This is a genomic window from Aeromonas sp. R4-1, from assembly GCF_040908325.1.
GTDB lineage: Bacteria > Pseudomonadota > Gammaproteobacteria > Enterobacterales > Aeromonadaceae > Aeromonas > Aeromonas veronii.
This window is the reverse complement of record NZ_JBFODM010000036.1, coordinates 12,744-30,726: the sequence shown is the minus strand read 5'-3', so window position 1 is coordinate 30,726 and position 17,983 is coordinate 12,744. Positions and strand designations below refer to the sequence as shown.

19 protein-coding genes are annotated in these 17,983 nt (G+C 55.6%); all 19 read left to right on the top strand.

Annotation, left to right across the window (positions count from 1 at the left end; genetic code table 11):
• Positions 1-5: 5 nt before the first annotated feature.
• The 19 genes from fliQ to ccmB all read left to right on the top strand — a co-directional run bounded on the left by fliQ (position 6) and on the right by ccmB (position 17,870).
• On the top strand, positions 6-275 hold the full coding sequence (gene fliQ / locus AB5Y90_RS04925; RefSeq protein WP_042082491.1) for a flagellar biosynthesis protein FliQ: 270 nt from the start codon (positions 6-8) through the stop codon (positions 273-275).
• The gene (gene fliR / locus AB5Y90_RS04920) at positions 272-1,069 is read left to right on the top strand and encodes a flagellar biosynthetic protein FliR (RefSeq protein ID WP_058055733.1); all 798 of its coding nucleotides are present in this window, start codon (positions 272-274) and stop codon (positions 1,067-1,069) included. Before fliQ ends, fliR begins: the two co-directional genes overlap by 4 nt.
• Positions 1,062-2,192 (top strand): flagellar biosynthesis protein FlhB, encoded by a 1,131-nt coding sequence (gene flhB, locus AB5Y90_RS04915; RefSeq protein ID WP_110302522.1) that lies wholly within the window; start codon positions 1,062-1,064, stop codon positions 2,190-2,192. Before fliR ends, flhB begins: the two co-directional genes overlap by 8 nt.
• Before the next feature lie 107 nt (positions 2,193-2,299).
• Positions 2,300-4,402 carry a flagellar biosynthesis protein FlhA gene (flhA, locus tag AB5Y90_RS04910; RefSeq protein ID WP_368166625.1) on the top strand — a complete coding sequence of 701 codons (2,103 nt, stop codon included), beginning with the start codon at positions 2,300-2,302 and terminating at the stop codon, positions 4,400-4,402.
• A 16-nt stretch (positions 4,403-4,418) separates the two neighbouring features.
• Positions 4,419-5,843 (top strand): flagellar biosynthesis protein FlhF, encoded by a 1,425-nt coding sequence (flhF, locus tag AB5Y90_RS04905; protein WP_110302520.1) that lies wholly within the window; start codon positions 4,419-4,421, stop codon positions 5,841-5,843.
• Between the two features lies 1 nt (position 5,844).
• Positions 5,845-6,720: a MinD/ParA family protein gene (locus AB5Y90_RS04900; RefSeq protein ID WP_013723550.1), complete on the top strand. Its 876-nt coding sequence runs from the start codon at positions 5,845-5,847 to the stop codon at positions 6,718-6,720.
• Positions 6,713-7,432, top strand: a complete 720-nt coding sequence (locus tag AB5Y90_RS04895) for an RNA polymerase sigma factor FliA (protein WP_019444723.1) — start codon at positions 6,713-6,715, stop codon at positions 7,430-7,432. Before AB5Y90_RS04900 ends, AB5Y90_RS04895 begins: the two co-directional genes overlap by 8 nt.
• Before the next feature lie 111 nt (positions 7,433-7,543).
• The gene (gene cheY / locus AB5Y90_RS04890; protein WP_013723552.1) at positions 7,544-7,927 is read left to right on the top strand and encodes a chemotaxis response regulator CheY; all 384 of its coding nucleotides are present in this window, start codon (positions 7,544-7,546) and stop codon (positions 7,925-7,927) included.
• A gap of 12 nt (positions 7,928-7,939) precedes the next feature.
• Entirely contained in the window at positions 7,940-8,680 is a 741-nt protein-coding gene (locus tag AB5Y90_RS04885) for a protein phosphatase CheZ (protein WP_005353668.1), read from the top strand.
• An 11-nt stretch (positions 8,681-8,691) separates the two neighbouring features.
• A complete protein-coding gene (locus AB5Y90_RS04880) occupies positions 8,692-10,911 on the top strand; it encodes a chemotaxis protein CheA (protein WP_368166624.1) in 2,220 nt (739 codons plus the stop codon).
• A 32-nt stretch (positions 10,912-10,943) separates the two neighbouring features.
• A complete protein-coding gene (locus AB5Y90_RS04875) occupies positions 10,944-12,059 on the top strand; it encodes a chemotaxis response regulator protein-glutamate methylesterase (RefSeq protein ID WP_064335787.1) in 1,116 nt (371 codons plus the stop codon).
• A 2-nt stretch (positions 12,060-12,061) separates the two neighbouring features.
• Complete coding sequence (locus AB5Y90_RS04870) at positions 12,062-12,799, top strand: flagellar motor protein (RefSeq protein ID WP_005343988.1); 738 nt, start codon at positions 12,062-12,064, stop codon at positions 12,797-12,799.
• 2 nt (positions 12,800-12,801) lie between these two features.
• The gene (locus tag AB5Y90_RS04865) at positions 12,802-13,722 is read left to right on the top strand and encodes a flagellar motor protein MotB (RefSeq protein ID WP_307896398.1); all 921 of its coding nucleotides are present in this window, start codon (positions 12,802-12,804) and stop codon (positions 13,720-13,722) included.
• A 4-nt stretch (positions 13,723-13,726) separates the two neighbouring features.
• The gene (locus AB5Y90_RS04860) at positions 13,727-14,521 is read left to right on the top strand and encodes a ParA family protein (protein WP_005334696.1); all 795 of its coding nucleotides are present in this window, start codon (positions 13,727-13,729) and stop codon (positions 14,519-14,521) included.
• Entirely contained in the window at positions 14,518-15,390 is an 873-nt protein-coding gene (locus AB5Y90_RS04855) for a chemotaxis protein CheW (RefSeq protein WP_227095019.1), read from the top strand. Before AB5Y90_RS04860 ends, AB5Y90_RS04855 begins: the two co-directional genes overlap by 4 nt.
• Positions 15,391-15,459: 69 nt before the next feature.
• Positions 15,460-15,948, top strand: a complete 489-nt coding sequence (locus AB5Y90_RS04850) for a chemotaxis protein CheW (RefSeq protein ID WP_005298836.1) — start codon at positions 15,460-15,462, stop codon at positions 15,946-15,948.
• Positions 15,949-15,976: 28 nt separating this feature from the next.
• Complete coding sequence (locus AB5Y90_RS04845; protein WP_005334692.1) at positions 15,977-16,354, top strand: DUF2802 domain-containing protein; 378 nt, start codon at positions 15,977-15,979, stop codon at positions 16,352-16,354.
• A gap of 198 nt (positions 16,355-16,552) precedes the next feature.
• Positions 16,553-17,197: a cytochrome c biogenesis heme-transporting ATPase CcmA gene (gene ccmA / locus AB5Y90_RS04840; RefSeq protein ID WP_274161148.1), complete on the top strand. Its 645-nt coding sequence runs from the start codon at positions 16,553-16,555 to the stop codon at positions 17,195-17,197.
• Positions 17,198-17,201: 4 nt separating this feature from the next.
• On the top strand, positions 17,202-17,870 hold the full coding sequence (gene ccmB / locus AB5Y90_RS04835; protein ID WP_005353658.1) for a heme exporter protein CcmB: 669 nt from the start codon (positions 17,202-17,204) through the stop codon (positions 17,868-17,870).
• Positions 17,871-17,983 lie beyond the last annotated feature (113 nt).

Here is a 17,983-nt window from a genome sequence, read left to right as displayed (position 1 = left end):
CGAACATGAGTCCTGAAACCTTTGTCGACGTCTTTCGCGAGGCGCTCTGGCTGGTGACCATCATGGTGTGTGCCGTGATCCTGCCCAGCCTCGCTATCGGGCTGGTGGTAGCCATTTTTCAGGCGGCCACCTCCATCAACGAACAGACCCTGAGCTTTCTGCCCCGTCTTATCGTGACCCTGCTAGCCTTGGGAATTGGTGCTCACTGGGGAATGCAGAGTCTGATGGACTTCTTCATACTGATGGTCAATCAAATCCCCGAGGTGGTGGGATGACCTACACAACCGCTCTGATCATGGAGTGGTTGTCTTCCATCCTCTGGCCGCTGGCGCGGGTGAGCAGCCTGCTGATGGTGATGGCGGTGTTCGGCAGCCGCCTTGCTCCTGCGCGGGTACGGATGGGGCTGGCTCTTGCCATCACCTTTCTGATTGCCCCGCTGCTTCCGAAAATGCCCCCTATCGAGCTCTTCTCTGTCGGCAGTTTTCTGGTATTGGGCCAGCAGCTGCTCATCGGTATTGCCCTCGGCCTGATGACCCAGTTTCTTATGGAGAGCTTCGTGATGGCCGGTCAGGTCATCGCTATGCAGACCAGTCTGGGTTTTGCCACCCTGGTGGACCCGATGAATGGCCAGTCGGCCCCCGTGGTCGGTCAGTTTTATCTGATGCTGGCGACCCTGGTGTTTCTGGCGCTGGATGGTCATCTGGTGATGCTGCGGCTGGTCATTCTTAGTTTCGAGACACTGCCTGTCTCCGAGCACGGTCTCTCGGTTTCATCCATGAAAACCCTGAGTGCGTTTCTGGGTGTGATGTATCAGGCTGCTTTGGTGATGTCGCTCTCAGCCATCGTCGCCTTGCTCCTAATCAACTTCGCCTTTGGTGTCATGACCCGGGCGGCGCCGCAACTCAATATTTTCAGTATCGGTTTTGCGGTCAGCATGATGTCGGGTCTGCTCATCCTCTGGCTCACTATCGGTGGGTTCCTCGGTCACTTCGACATCATGTGGGAGCGGGTGCAGGAGGTTAGCTGCGAGCTGATCAACACCCAGTGCTTCGGGGGTGCTCATGGCTGATACCGACCAGGAACGTACCGAACAACCCACGGGCAAACGACTGCAACAGGCCCGTGAAAAAGGGCAGATTGCACGTTCAAAAGAGCTGGGGACCGCCAGCGTTCTGCTCTCGGCGGTCTTTGGCCTGTTGATGCTCAAGGGCTCGCTGGCGACCGCCATGGTCAAGGTTGTCACCATGGGTTTTACCCTGGATCGGGAGCAGGCCTTCGATCCCAATGCCATGATCGCTATGGTGCCGGCGCTGCTGGGGGAACTGGTGCTTCCGCTGGGACTCTTGTTTGCACTGGTGGCGATTGCCGCTTTTATCGGCAACACCCTGATGGGGGGGATGAACTTCTCCACTGAAGCCATGATGCCCAAGATGAGCAAGCTGAGTCCACTCAGCGGCATCAAGCGAATGTTCGGGGTGCAGTCACTGATTGAGCTGGTCAAATCCATCGCCAAGGTGGTGTTCATCACCCTGTTTGCCTGGTGGATGTTATCCAGCCAGTTCAATCACCTGCTCAACCTCTCCATGGAGGGTTTCCCCGGCGGTATTATCGATGCGCTGGAGTTGTTTCTCTGGATGTTGATCATCCTCTGCTGCGCCCTGCTTCCCATCGTTGCCATCGACGTGCCGTTCCAGCAGTGGAACCACATGCGTCAGCTCAAGATGACCAAGCAGGAGGTCAAGGACGAGTTCAAGGACAGCGAAGGCAAGCCCGAGGTAAAGGGCAAGATCCGCCAGTTGCAGATGCAGATGGCGATGCGTCGAATGATGGGGGATGTACCCAAGGCTGATGTGGTGATCACCAACCCGACCCACTACTCGGTAGCGCTCAAGTATGATGCGGGCAAACCCGGTGCCGCGCCCAAGGTCGTGGCCAAGGGCACAGATGAAATTGCAATGAAGATCAGGGAGATCGCCAGAGAGTACGAGATCCCCATCATGCCGTCACCAGCCTTGACCCGGGCTATTTACCACTCAACCGAGCTGGGCCACGAGATCCCGGAAGGGCTGTTTGCGGCGGTTGCCCAGGTGCTCGCCTATGTCTTCCAGCTTAAGAAATTCCGTCGTGGTCAGGGGCGCCGTCCCCAGCCGCTGGCTAAAGATCTGCCCATTCCGACCGAATATCGAAAATGACAAAGTTCTGACGTAGTCAAAATAAATCCATTGCATTTCAATGTCTTGTATTGTTGGCTTGATGTTTGCTTTAATCTGGCACCAGCAGGTTGAAATTGAGAAGCGCGATGGAATTCAAGGCAGTATTGGGCCAGTTCAAAGAGTACCGGGGAGTTTTGGGCAAAGGCCTTGGCACCCCTCTGCTGGTATTGGCCGCGCTCGGCATGGTGGTGTTGCCCATCCCGCCGTTGATGCTGGATGTGCTCTTCTCCTTCAACATTGCCCTCTCCATCGTGGTGCTGCTGGTATCCGTCTATACCCGCCGCCCCCTCGAATTTGCTGCCTTCCCGACCGTACTGCTGCTCGCTACCCTGCTGCGGTTGGCGTTGAACGTCGCCTCGACCCGGGTGGTGTTGCTGGAAGGTCATAATGGTAGTGCGGCGGCCGGCCATGTGATCGAGGCGTTCGGTAACGTGGTGATCGGCGGCAACTATGCGGTCGGCATCATCGTTTTCACCATCCTGATGATCATCAACTTTGTGGTCATTACCAAGGGTGCCGGGCGGATCGCGGAAGTGAGTGCCCGTTTTACCCTTGATGCGATGCCGGGCAAACAGATGGCCATCGATGCCGATTTGAGCGCCGGCCTTATCAATCAGGAAGAGGCGAAGAAGCGTCGTCAGGATGTAACCCAGGAAGCTGACTTCTACGGCTCCATGGATGGTGCCTCCAAGTTTGTCAAAGGGGATGCCATTGCGGGCATCATGATCCTCTTTATCAACATCATCGGCGGCTTCATCATCGGGATGATGCAGCACCAGCTGACCTTCAGCGAATCTGCCGAGATCTATACCCTGTTGGCCATCGGTGACGGTCTGGTGGCGCAGATCCCCTCCCTGCTGCTCTCAATTGCAGCCGCCATCATAGTGACCCGTCAGAATACCGATCAGGATATGGGAACCGCGGTGCTGGGTCAGCTGTTTGACAATCCCAAAGCTCTGATCATCTCTGCCGGTATTCTGCTGATGATGGGACTGGTGCCGGGGATGCCGCATTTCGCCTTCCTGAGTCTGGGGGCTCTTGCCGCCGCTGGCGCCTGGTGGTTGCTGCGCCGAGAGAAACTGGCGGCCGCCAAAGCGGCCAAGGGTGAGCTGCTGCCTGCCACTGCCGAACAACCCCATGAGCAGAAAGAGCTGAGCTGGGACGATGTGATGCCGGTGGACATCATCGGGCTGGAAGTGGGTTATCAACTGATCCCGCTGGTGGATCGCAATCAGGGTGGCGAACTGCTCAACCGGATCAAAGGGGTGCGCAAGAAACTCTCGCAAGAGCTGGGTTTTCTGGTCCCAGCCGTCCACATTCGCGACAACCTGGATCTGGCGCCAAACCAATACCGCATCACCTTGATGGGGGTCAGTACCGGCGAGGCCAATGTCTACCATGATAAGGAGATGGCCATCAATCCGGGGCAGGTGTTCGGCCAGATCCAGGGGATAGCGACCCGGGATCCCGCCTTCGGACTTGAAGCGGTCTGGGTTGCCAAGGAGATGGTCTCTCAGGCACAGACACTGGGGTATACGGTGGTGGATACCGCGACCGTGGTGGCTACCCATCTGAGCCAGATCCTGACCAACCATGCGGCTCTGCTGCTGGGGCATGACGAGGTACAACAACTGCTCGACATGATTGGCAAACATCAGAGCAAGCTGGTCGAAGGGCTGGTGCCGGAAGTGATCAGCATGGGTAACCTTGTGAAGGTATTGCAGAATTTGCTCAATGAAGGCGTGCCAATCCGCGATATGCGCACTATCCTGCAGACCCTGGTTGAATACGCGCCGCGCAGTCCGGATCCGGAAGTGCTCACGGCCGCTTGCCGGATTGCCCTGCGTCGCCTGATTGTGCAGGAGATTGCAGGCCCCGATCCCGAGCTGCCGGTGATTACCTTGGCGCCGGAATTGGAACGTATATTGCATCAATCCCTGCAGGCAGGTGGTGGTGATGGTGCCGGTATTGAACCGGGTCTGGCAGAGCGGATGCAGCGTTCGCTGGTGGAAGCCACTCAACGACAAGAATTGGAAGGCCAACCGGCCGTGCTTCTGACATCGGGGATCTTGCGCAATACCCTGGCAAAATTTGTCAAGAATGCCATTCCTGGATTGCGCGTTCTGTCTTATCAGGAAGTGCCCGACGACAAGCAGATCCGCATCGTCAGTGCGGTAGGGCAGAACTAGTTAGCGGAGACGACGGGTGAAGATTAAGCGGTTTTTTGCCAAGGATATGCGAACGGCTCTGGCCGAGGTCAAGGAGACTCTCGGGCCTGACGCCGTCATCATGTCCAACAAGAAGGTCACCGGAGGGGTAGAGATAGTCGCCGCAGTCGATTATCAATCCCAGGTCCCGGGGCCCAAAGATGCGCCGGTTCGCCGTCAGCTGAACGATGAGAGCGTCAATATTTCGTCTGCTGCACGGCAGATGATCCGCCCCGAGCCGACGCCGGCGAAGGAGCAGAACGAACATTATGCCGATACCTTGGCCGCCTTGCTGGCGCGCCAGCAGAAGCTCAAGCCGGGCAATGGGGCGCCAATGGGCAATACCCAATCGGCCGGTCTGGCCGCTGCCAATGCAGCGCCCAGAACATTGGCCGAGCAGGGGCAGTGGGGCGCAGCTCCCGAACCTGCCAAGCCCAAGGCCCGGGTTGCGTCCGGCCAGCGCCCCCCTCAACCTGCCCAGCGGGATCAGGAGATGGAAGGGATGCGCAAGGAGATGGCCAGCATCCGCAAATTGCTGGAGCACCAGATCTCCGGACTGATGTGGCAAGAGGTGGAGCGCCGCGAACCGATGCGGGCCCTGTTGATCAAGGAGCTCAAGAAACTGGGCTTTGATGATGCGTTTGCCGATCAACTTGCGGGACTGATCCCCGAAGATATGTCCATCCATCAGGCGATGGCCCAGTTGGCCGAGGTGCTGACGGCCCAGCTCAAGATCAGTGAGGACGAGATCATGCGTCAGGGCGGCGCGGTTGCGCTGCTTGGCCCGACCGGGGTGGGCAAAACCACTACCATCGCCAAGCTGGCTGCCCGTTTCGCCATGAAGTATGGCGCCGAGCAGGTGGCGCTGATCACCACCGACAACTACCGGATTGGTGCCCATGAACAGCTGCAGACCTATGGCCGCATCATGGGTTGCCCGGTACGGCAGGTGCGTGATGCCGAAGAGCTGGCCAATGCCCTTTATCAGTTCCGCCACCGTCGGCTGGTACTTATCGATACGGCCGGGGTTGGCCAGCGGGATATCCGCCTGACCGAGCAGCTCGATACCCTGGTCAAGAATGCCAAGGTGCGGATCCGCAGTTATCTGGTGATGTCGGCAACTTCCCAGCGTCGGGTGATGCAGGAGGCGGTTGACCATTTCCGGCGTATTCCATTAAGCGGCTGCATACTTACCAAATTGGATGAAAGTCTGAATCTGGGCGAAGTGATTAACGTGTGTATCCAGAATTCATTGCCCATCAGCTATATCACTGACGGACAAAGGGTTCCGGAAGATATTCAGGTTGCCAATGCGGCGCAGCTCGTCGGGGCTGCCATGGGCTCGCTGGAGCGAGAAACAGAGGAGCCCTATTTCTGGGGCGCAGGCTTTGGCGAGGCCGAAGATTCGGAGTTTTATGAGTAACATGTATATGGATCAGGCGAGTGGTCTGCGCAAAATGCGTCAAAACAATCGAGTAAAAGTAATCGCCGTTTCCGGTGGTAAAGGTGGCGTGGGCAAGACCAACGTGACCCTGAACGTGGCCGGAGCCATGGCTGCCCAAGGCAAGCGGGTGATGGTGCTGGATGCCGACCTGGGTCTGGCCAACGTCGACGTCATGCTGGGGCTGCGGGTTCATCGCAACCTCTCTCATGTCCTGGCGGGTGAGTGCACCATCGATGACATCATTGTCGAAGGCCCTTACGGCATGATGATCGTGCCTGCGACCTCGGGCACCCAGTCCATGGTCGAGCTTTCTCCGGTGCAGCATGCCGAGCTTATACGCGCCTTCAGCGAGATGAAGACCCAGGTCGACATTCTGCTGGTGGATACGGCTGCGGGGATCTCCGACATGGTGCTGAGCTTTACCCGAGCAGCTCAGGACATCATGGTGGTGGTCTGCGATGAGCCGACCTCCATCACCGATGCCTACGCCCTCATCAAGATCCTCTCCAAGGATCACGGCGTGTTTCGTTTCAAGGTGGTGGCCAATATGGTGCGCAGTCTGCGGGAAGGGCAGGAGCTCTTTGCCAAACTGACCCGGGTCACGGATCGTTTCCTCGACACTTCGCTGGAGCTGGTCGCCTGTGTACCTTATGACACCAATCTGCGTGCCGCCGTGCGCAAGCAGAAGCTGATTGTCGAGGCGTTTCCCAAGTCGCCGGCCGCACTGGCGTTCCGGGCCCTTGCCAACAAGGCTGCGAGCTGGCCGGTTCCCAACCAGCCGGGCGGCCATCTGGAGTTTTTCCTGGAAAATTTGTTGCAGAAACCGGCCACAACACAGGAAGGTTCCCGTGAATAAAGCCCAAGCGTACTTGCGTCATCAGGATTCCTACGTGCTGGTGGAGCGTCATGCTCCCCTGGTCAAGCGAATTGCCCAGCATTTGTTGGCTCGCCTGCCCAGCAGTGTCTTGCTGGATGACCTGATCCAGGCAGGTATGATTGGGCTGCTTGAAGCCTCCCGCAACTTTGACGGTAGCAAGGGAGCAAGCTTCGAGACGTATGCCGGGATCCGCATCCGTGGCGCCATGCTGGATGAGATCCGGCGTGGTGACTGGGTGCCCCGTTCAGTGCATCGCAACAGCAGGGCTATTGCAGAAGCGATCGAGAATGTCGAGCAGACTCACGGGCGTGACGCGCGAGATACCGAGGTTGCTGCCGAGATGGGGGTCTCCATCGCTGATTACCATGCGATGCTGCAAGACGTCTCCTGCGGCAAAATTATCGGCATCGAAGATTTGGGAGTCAGCGAGGATGTGATCGGCAACCCCGATGATGCCCCTTCAGGCTCGGGATTCGATGAATTGGCTGCCGAGCGATTTCAGATTCAATTATCCGAGCAAATTGGTCGTCTACCAGAGAGAGAAGCTTTGGTTCTCTCTCTTTACTACGATGAAGAGCTGAATTTGCGTGAAATTGGCGAGGTTTTGAATGTCAGCGAGTCGCGTGTGAGCCAGATCCACAGTCAGGCAATGCACAGATTGCGTGCTCGTTTGAGAGATTGGCATCTATAAGTGTTTGTACTGGCTACACTGAGATGAAACTCTAAGGCATAATCCGCACGACACAACCCGTTTTTAGCATCATGTAAGTGAGCCACTCTGGTGGCTATTTAGGAGGGAATTTTGGACAAGAACATGAAAATCCTCATTGTTGACGATTTTTCAACGATGCGCCGGATTATCAAGAACTTGCTGCGCGACTTGGGATTCAACAATACCCATGAGGCGGATGACGGCAATACAGCGCTGCCGATGCTGAAAAATGGTGATTTTCAGTTTGTAGTTACCGACTGGAACATGCCTGGCATGCAAGGTATTGACCTGCTTAAAGCCATCCGTGTCGATGAGAAGCTCAAGCATCTGCCGGTACTGATGGTAACTGCTGAAGCCAAACGTGAGCAGATCATTGAAGCCGCCCAAGCTGGCGTCAACGGTTACATCGTCAAGCCCTTCACCGCAGCAACGCTCAAAGAAAAACTCGACAAAATTTTCGAACGAATTGGCTAAGGAGCTGCAGGGATGATGGCCAAAACGAGAGCAATGATTTCGCTCGACCAGGCAAGGATGCTTGTTGCTCATCTGGAGCAAGGCGAATTTGAGCTGGCCGATGAACTGCTTGCCGAAGTATGTGCCCCCAACGCAGCCGATCTGTTTGAAAAAGTAGGTCAGCTGACCCGACAACTGCATGATTCACTTCAAGAATTTCGCCTTGATCCCCGTATTCCCGATTTGGCTACTCATGATATTCCCGATGCTCGGGAGCGCTTGAGCTACGTTATCGATATGACCGACAAAGCGGCCAATCGCACAATGGATGCGGTGGAAGCCAGTTTGCCGATAGCGGATCGCCTGAATGACAATATCCAGCTGGTGATGCCGAACTGGAATGCCCTGATGTCTCGTGACATGAGCGTGGGGCAGTTCAAATCCTTATGTCACCAACTTGATGATTTTATTAAGGCTTCAGAGTCTGATGCCGATAAATTACGGCAACTGCTGACAGAAATCCTGATGGCACAAGATTTTCAGGATTTGACAGGTCAGATGATCCGCAAGGTCATCAAGCTTGTTCAGGAAGTTGAAACAAAATTAATAGAAATGCTGACCATGTTTGGTGAGGCTTCTGCTGAGCATTCAACTCGTAGTATTCCTGTCAACGGGATTGAAGCAGAGGGCCCTATCATGAACCCCGAGGCTCGTGCCGATGTGGTCAATGGTCAGGATGATGTGGACGATCTGCTGTCTAGCTTGGGATTCTAATGGAGTGACGCATGGCCTTCGAAGTTGATGAAGACATACTGCAAGACTTTCTGGTCGAAGCATCCGAAATATTGGAACAGTTGTCTGAACAACTGGTCGACTTGGAAAAGCGGCCCGATGACAAGAACCTGTTGAATGCCATCTTTCGCGGTTTCCATACCGTGAAAGGGGGGGCAGGTTTTCTGTCGCTCGGTGAACTGGTTGATGTATGCCACGGTGCGGAAAACGTGTTCGATATCTTGCGTAATGGCAAGCGAACCGTTACTGCGGAGCTGATGGATGTAATCCTGCAAGCGCTGGATGCCATTAATGTCATGTTCGCCCAGGTTCAAAATCGCGAAGCACCCAGCCCTGCGTCAGATGATTTGCTTCATGACCTCCATGAGTTGTGCAAGCCAGAAGGGGAAGAGCAACTGCGCACTGCTACCAGTGCGGCTGCGGCTGTAGAATCTGAACCTGCAGCACCGGTAGTTGTTGAAGAAGTCGCTCCAGAAGTTGTTGAACCCGCAGCCATCAACAGCGAGCCTGCTCCTGTCAATGGCGGCGGCTCGATCGATGAAATTTCTGCAGACGAATTTGAACGTCTGCTGGACGAGCTCCACGGCGTGGGTGGGGCTCCGACCAAGACGGCTGCAGCAGCCCCGATAGCGGGTGGCTCTGGCGATATCACCGATGATGAGTTTGAGGCCTTGCTGGACCAGCTTCATGGCCAGGGACAGCACATGGGGGCGCCAGAGGTGAATCCTCTGAAGTCGGTACAAAAAGAGGTGGACGAGCTTATCGATGATGATGAGTTTGAACGCCTGCTTGATGAATTGCATGGTCGTGGTCAAGGGCCTCAGAGTACTATGGCACCTGCCGCACCTGCCGCACCTGCCGCACCTGCCGCACCTGCCGCACCTGCTGCACCTGCTGCACCTGCTGCGGTGACTCCGCCCAAACCGGCCACTCCTGTTGCCAAACCAGCACCGGCAGCCCCCGCAAAACCCGCTGAAGCAGCCAAGGCACCAGCGCCTGCCGCCAAGGCTGCGCCTGCGCCAGCAGAAAATAGTGCCGTGCAAAGCGATACGACGGTGCGGGTGGATACCAAGACCCTCGATGTCATCATGAACATGGTAGGTGAGTTGGTACTGGTTCGTAACCGGCTGGTGAGCTTGGGTATTGCCAGTAATGATGAAGAGATGTCAAAGGCGGTTGCCAATCTGGATGTGGTAACGGCTGACCTGCAAGGTGCGGTGATGAAAACCCGCATGCAGCCAATCAAGAAGGTATTTGGTCGTTTCCCGCGCGTGGTACGTGATCTGGCCAGAACCCTCAAGAAAGAGATTGAGCTGGTGATGGTGGGCGAAGAGACAGATCTGGATAAAAACCTGGTAGAGGCGCTCGCCGATCCTCTGGTTCACCTCGTTCGCAACTCCTGCGATCACGGGGTCGAAATGCCGGATGTGCGGGAGAAAGCGGGCAAGCCGCGGCAAGGGACTATTACCCTTAGCGCCTCCCAACAAGGTGACCATATTCTGCTTTGCATCGAGGATGATGGGGCAGGGATGGATCCTGAGAAACTCAAGTCCATCGCAATCAGTCGCGGTGTTCTGGATGCAGATACTGCCGCTCGCATGAGCGACAACGATGCCTATAACCTGATTTTTGCTCCGGGCTTTTCAACCAAGGCCGAGATCTCCGATATCTCTGGCCGTGGTGTCGGAATGGATGTGGTTAAAACCAGCATTGTCAGCCTCAATGGGTCGGTGCACATCGATTCCACTTGGGGGAAAGGTACCCGTCTCGAAATCAAGGTTCCGTTGACGCTAGCCATTCTGCCGACGCTGATGGTGGAAGTGGGTGAGCAGACCTTCGCACTTCCCCTTGGTTGTGTGAACGAGATTTTCCATCTGGATCTGAAAAAGGCCAACATGGTTGATGGCCAGCTCACCATCATTGTGCGCGAGAAGGCGATACCGCTCTTCTATCTGCATAAATGGTTGATTCGTGGCGCCAACAAGCGTTCACGTCAGGATACCGGACATGTGGTGATCGTGCAGATTGGCACTCAGCAAATCGGGTTTGTGGTAGACAGTCTGATTGGTCAGGAAGAGGTGGTGATCAAGCCACTCGATAACCTGCTGCAAGGCACCCCTGGCATGGCCGGGGCGACCATTACCAGTGATGGTGGAATTGCTCTTATTTTGGATGTGCCGAGTCTGCTCAAAGCATATGCGCGTAGACATTAATAGCTCAGGCCCAAGGAGTTAGAAAAACAACAATGGCAGTCAAGGTATTAGTTGTCGACGATTCGAGCTTCTTTCGCCGTCGGGTGAGCGAGATCATCAATCAGGATCCCATGCTGACGGTGATTGATACGGCCCAGAATGGACGTGAAGCGGTGGACAAGGCGATGTCGCTGCGCCCTGATGTGATCACCATGGACATCGAAATGCCCGTGATGGATGGCATAAGTGCGGTGCGGGAGATCATGGCCAAGTGCCCAACCCCCATTCTGATGTTCTCCTCCCTGACCCATGAAGGGGCCAAGGCTACGCTGGATGCGCTGGACGCCGGTGCCCTGGACTTCTTGCCCAAGAAGTTTGAGGACATTGCCAGAGACAAAGATGAAGCGGTCAGACTGTTGCAACAGCGGGTGAAGGAGATCTCCCGCAAGCGCTTCCTGATGACATCCGCTGCTCGTCCCAAAGCACCTGAACCGGTTGCTCGTGTTCCTCTGGGCAGCACAGCGCCCAGATCTTCAGATCGTCAGCCTGACCTGCAACGCACTGTGCCAAGTGCCTCATTCAAGCGCAGTGGCAAGAGTTATCAGTTGGTGGCGATCGGTACTTCTACCGGTGGACCTGTTGCTTTGCAAAATGTGCTGACCAAGTTGCCGGGGGATTTTCCCCATCCCATCCTGCTTATCCAGCATATGCCAGCCACTTTTACCGCCGCGTTTGCTGCCCGTCTCAACGGGTTATGTCAGATTGGCGTCAAGGAAGCGGAAGATGGCGATGTGCTTAAACCTGGGCATGCCTACCTTGCTCCCGGTGGTAAGCAGATGCTGTTGGAAGGTCGTGGTGCAGGGGCCCGCATTCGCATCGTGGATGGCAACGACAAGGTCAATTACAAGCCTTGTGTGGACATCACCTTTGCCTCTGCGGCCAAAACCTATGCCGACAAGGTATTGGCGATTGTGCTGACCGGTATGGGGGCTGATGGCCGTGATGGTGCCAGACTGCTGAAAGAGCAGGGATCAACCATCTGGGCTCAGGATGAGGCTTCCTGCGTGGTATATGGTATGCCCCAAGCAGTAGCCAAAGCGGGGATTGCCAGCGAATCACTCCCTCTGGACAAGGTGGCCCAGCGTATTCTGGTTGAGTTGGGGCGCTAATCATGGGCTTGCTAGGTCTGCTCCTGGCATTGGGGGCTATTGCCATTGCCCAACTGTGGCATGGCGGCTCCCTGTTGACGCTGGTGGACGGCCCCGCTTTTTTGATCGTACTGGGTGGTACCGTTGGTGCCGTCACGTTGCAGACCCCAGCCAAGTACATCTTGCTGGCGTTGCGCCAGCTGTTATGGATTTTTACCCCTCCCCGCCAAGATCTCGCGACCCAGGCCGAACGGCTGCAGTCATGGGCCGTCTTTGCGCGCCAGCAAGGGCTGCTGGCCCTTGAAAATCAGGCCGAGCAGGAGGAAGACAACTTTACCCGTCAAGGGCTTGGCATGATTGTCGATGGGGTATCCACAGAGGATATCCGTATGCTGCTGGAAGCGGACATCGATATCGAGCAGGAGCGCAATGAACATGCCGCCAGAGTATTTGAAGCCATGGGGGGGTACAGTCCGACCATCGGGATCATCGGTGCCGTGCTGGGCCTGATCCAGGCCATGTTTCATCTCGAAGACCCGTCAGCGCTGGGGGCGGGTATCGCAGTGGCATTTGTGGCAACCATCTATGGAGTGGGGTTTGCCAACCTCATCTACCTGCCTATCGCCAACCGGCTACGCGCATTTCACTATCACTATGCACTCTTTCAGGAGATGACCCTGGAGGGGCTGCTGGCTATCGCCCATGGTGAAAACGGCTTGCAGGTTGAACGCCGGCTCAGGGCCTATTTGAAAGGAGAGTAGCCATGCGCAAGCGCTATCGGTTGCACTTGCAGGGTCGCGAGCATCTTGACCGCTGGCTGGTCTCCTATGCCGATTATATGACGCTGATCTTTGCTTTGTTCGTGGTACTTTACTCTGTTGCGCTGGTGAACAAGGACAAGTATCGCGCGGTGATTGATGGTATGAGCCAGGCGTTCAGTGTCATGCAGTATGGCGGCAATGGCTTGCTTGAAGGGCAGGGTAATTCCCTGCTGGATAACCCGGTATCTGCCTCTCCATCGTTGCTGGAAAGCCCAGCATCCCCCTCTCCTTCACTTGCTCCCATTTCTGGTGTGCCAGTGCTGCAAGATGGCGCGACACTTGCAAAACTCGATATGCAGTTGCAACAGAGCATGGGCTCGCTGGTGGATGCCGGTATCGTCAAACTGACGCAAGATGAGAACTGGCTGACGGTTGAACTCAGTTCCGGCTTGTTGTTTGGTAGCGGCAGTGCCTTTTTGGGACCAAACGCTGCACCGGTCATTAATACTCTTTCAAGTATTCTCAAACCGGTCGATAACTATGTAAGGGTTCGGGGTTATACCGATAACCAACAGATAAATAATGAAATTTATCGTTCTAACTGGGCGCTTTCTGCTGCTCGGGCCGAAGCGGTACTCAATGGTTTGATTGCAGATGGGATCGCCCCCCAGCGTCTGGCGTTCGAGGCATATGGCGAGTTTTCCCCCTTTGCTGACAACGGCAGCGAGCAGGGCAGACTGCAGAATCGCAAGGTTGTGGTCGCTATCTCCAAGTTTGCCTGGGTGCCGCCAGCACCTGTGGTTGCAACGCCTACGGTAGTTGCCGAACCGGTTCCTGCTGTACAACAGGCGGTGGATGCAGGAGAGATAAAGGTGATCACCTTGCCCGGTGGTGGCATACGCATAACAACAAGGCAGGATTGATACAGTGATTGTTTGGACGGTTGCCAATCAGAAAGGTGGAGTGGGTAAAACCACCACAGTGGTCTCGCTTGCGGGGATCCTGGCCCAGCGTGGCCAGCGGGTGCTGTTGATTGATACCGACCCCCATGCTTCGCTGACTGCATATCTTGATTTTGATTCAGATCGCCTGGATGGAACCCTCTATGAGTTGTTTCAAGCTGTCAAACCGACAGCTGAGCTTGTCAATAAACTGACGCTCAAGACCAAGTTCGAAAATATCAACTTGCTGCCAGCATCTATTACCTTGGCGACCCTTGATCGGGTGATGGGCAATCGTGAGGGGATGGGACTGGTACTGAAGCGGGCACTGCTGCGCATTCAGGATCAATATGATTACGTGCTGATCGATTGCCCGCCAGTACTGGGGGTGATGATGGTCAACGCGCTGGCTGCCTGCGATCGCATTCTGGTGCCTGTCCAGACAGAATTTCTGGCCCTCAAGGGGTTGGAACGGATGATGAAAACATTCGAGATCATGCAGCGTTCCAAGCGTGACAAGTTCCGTTATACCGTGATCCCGACCATGTTCGACAAGCGCACCCGTGCCTCTCTGATGACCTTGAAGTCGATCAAGGATCAATATGGAGATTCAGTGTGGAATGCGGTGATCCCTATTGATACCAAGTTTCGGGATGCCAGCTTGCTGCATATCCCCCCGTCTATCTATTCTCCCGGGAGTCGTGGAACCTATGCATATGAAACGCTGCTCAACCATCTTGATGCCCTTGAGCGGCAACGGGTTCATGAGGTGACGGCATGAGAGATACCATTCAAGTTCGGGCGATGGATGACTATTTCCATTCCCTGCTGCTCGATGAGCCACTGGTGCTGGATGAGGTGGAAGAGGCTCAATCAGCCCCTGTTTTACAGTTGCAACGTCAGCCCCAAAGCGTCCCCGAGGTAGTCGCCGCACCTTACCTCGAAAGCGATCCACGGCTTGCCCAGCTCGGTGAGCTGTTGGCTCAGGTAGGACAAGTCCAGTTTGAGAATGACGCCTTCACCCAGGAGATAACACTCACCGCACCGCTGGAGATTGTGGCGGAGGAGTCACTGTTGCCGGTGGAGCCTGAGTGGCCTGCGGAGGTGCTGCTCCCCGAGGTTGCGGAGCCCCATACTACTATCCTGACCGAGACAGCGCTGGAGGTTGCTCCGGTAGAGGCCAGTGAACCGGTTGCCTGGGAAAATATCGATACCGGTAAAGAGTTTCAGGCCCTTTTCTTTGAAGTCGCGGGCGTGACGTTTGCGGTGCCGTTGACCGAGCTGGGTGGTATTCATCAGCTGGGCGAGATCACCTCCCTGTTTGGCCAGCCTGGCTGGTACAAGGGGATCATGACCTCTCGCGAGCAGAAGATGAATGTGGTCGATACTGCCCAGTGGGTCATGCCGGGTCAGCATCTCGAGATGGATGATTACAAGTATCTGATTATGCTTGGTGAATCGCCGTGGGGACTAGCCTGCCACCATCTCAAAGGGACTGAATTGTTACACCGTGACCAGGTGAAATGGCGCCATCAGGAGGGCAAGCGCCCCTGGTTGGCGGGCATGGTTAAAGAAAAAATGTGTGCCCTGTTACACGTCCGCGAATTGCTCCTGTTGCTGGAGCGTGGGGTTAACATAGAAGGTCGCTGATAACTTCTGCAATCGAGCTGTTTTATTGCTAGTTTTAGCAGTAGACGTTTTCATAAAAGGAATAAAAACATGACAGAAAAGCGCAATATTGCACAGAATCTGGCCGAAGATGAAGTGCTGCAATGGGTAACCTTCCAACTGGAAAACGAAACCTACGGCATCAATGTGATGCAGGTTCAGGAGGTGTTGCGCTACACCGAAATTGCACCGGTGCCGGGTGCGCCTGAGTACGTACTGGGGATCATCAACCTGCGTGGCAATGTGGTGACTGTCATCGATACCCGTTCCCGCTTCGGTTTGCCTTCCGGTGATGTGAGTGAAAACTCCCGGATCGTGATCATCGAGGCCGAGAAGCAAGTGATCGGCATCATGGTCGACAGCGTGGCGGAAGTGGTTTATCTGCGTTCTTCCGAAATCGATGCGGCACCTGCGGTCGGTACTGAAGAGAGCGCCAAGTTTATTCAGGGGGTGAGCAACCGCGATGGGCAACTGCTGATCCTGGTTGACTTGAACAAGCTGCTCTCCGATGAAGAGTGGGAAGATATCGGTTCCCTCTGATAAGTAAGGTGATGTTTTGATAATCGAGATGGTTGCCTTGGGGATGTCCCTGATTGCCTTGGCGTTTGCCTCTTATATCTGGTTCAAGAGCAAGCGCAGCAAGCAGGAGTCCGAGGCCAGTGTGGCAACGCTGCAAGGTCAGTTGGAAAGCTTGCGCAAGCAGATGATGGAGCTCCATACCGGTGCCATTGGCATGGGGCAGCGTCTGCAGTCGGTGGAAGGGGCGATGCAGCAGGTCAATGAGCGCCAGCAAGAGCTGACCATGCAGGATCCCGAACGCAGGCTCTACAGCCGAGCGGCCAAGATGGTCGAACTGGGCGCCGATCTTGATGAAGTCATGAGTGAGTGCGAGTTGCCAAAGGCAGAGGCTGAGCTCTTGATATCGTTGCGAAAAGGTCGCTCTTGATGATTCAGGAAGGCAATTGCCTTCCTGAATTTTATGGCGTGCAGCCGCTTGTCCCCCAGCTGCGTTGAGCGAGTAGTTTCTACCGTATTTTCTTTGTGATCCCGGTCGCCAGTCAGTTCAATTGTTGCATCTTTGAAAAGACGTATTCCAATACTGTGTTAAGATGCAGACCGCTTCATTTTCTCTGAAAAAATCCCCATGCTGCTTCAAGTTAACAATCTGAGCTGCGTGCGCGAAGATCGCACTCTGTTTGAACACCTCTCTTTCTCTGTTGCGCCCGGCGATCTGGTGCAAATTGAAGGGCCCAACGGGGTTGGCAAAACCAGCTTGTTGCGGTTGTTGACCGGGCTGTCGCAGCCGTTTGCCGGTGAGGTGTGCTGGAATGGGGAAAATATTCGTCGCTGTCGTGATGAGTATCATGCCAATCTGCTCTATCTCGGCCATCAGCCGGGTGTCAAAGCGGCGCTGACCCCTTTTGAAAACCTTAAGTTCTACCAGCAGTTACATCACCCGCAGCAAACAGAGACTGACTTGTGGCAGATATTGGCCAGGGTAGGGCTGGCCGGATTTGAAGAGAACCCGACCGGGCAACTCTCTGCCGGTCAGCAACGCCGGGTGGCTCTGGCCAGACTCTGGCTGTCACAGAAACCGGCACTCTGGATCCTCGATGAGCCCTTTACCGCCATCGACAAACAAGGGGTCAAGGTGCTCGAGCAGCTTTTTCTGGCCCACGCCGAGCGGGGCGGCATGGTGATCCTCACCACCCATCAGGATCTGACCCTGATGCAGGGACGGCTGAAGACTCTCTCGTTGACCCCCTTCGCCTCGACATTGCAGGAGTAACGCCATGTTGCGCGCTGTTATGCACCTTATTCACCGTGAACTGCTGATGGCTCTGCGCCAGCGTTCCGATATTCTCAATCCGCTCTGGTTTTTCCTCATCGTCATCACCCTGTTTCCGTTAGGGATTGGCCCGGAGCCCAAACTGCTGGCCCGTATTGCCCCGGGGATCATCTGGGTAGCGGCGCTATTGGCGGCCATGCTGTCGCTGGAGCGACTGTTTCGCGACGACTTTGCCGATGGCGCGCTGGAGCAGATGATGCTGATGCCGCACCCGCTGGGCTTGCTGGCGCTGGCGAAAGTGGTCGCTCACTGGCTGCTGACCGGATTGCCGCTGCTGCTGATCTCTCCCTTGCTGGCGATTTTGCTGTCGCTGGATATGAACACTTATCTGGCTGTCGTCGCGACGCTGGCACTGGGCACTCCTGTATTGAGTCTGCTCGGCGCGGTCGGGGTTGCGTTGACGGTGGGATTGCGCAAAGGCGGGGTTCTGCTCAGTCTGCTGATCCTGCCGCTCTATATTCCGGTACTGATTTTTGCCACCTCAGCCATCGATGCCGCGGGGATGAGCTTGCCCTATGGCGGGCAGCTTGCCATTCTGGCCGCCATGCTGGTGGGGGCTTTGACACTGACGCCGCTGGCTGTGTCGGCGGCGTTGCGGGTCAGCCTCAACTGATGGCCGTGAGCTGAACCGGATTTGGCTCCGAACGGAGTCTTTTTGCAAAAAATAATGTTGCGATGGATCAAGGAGAGTGCCGCTTATTGCTTTCGGGGTATTTGATGCTGCCC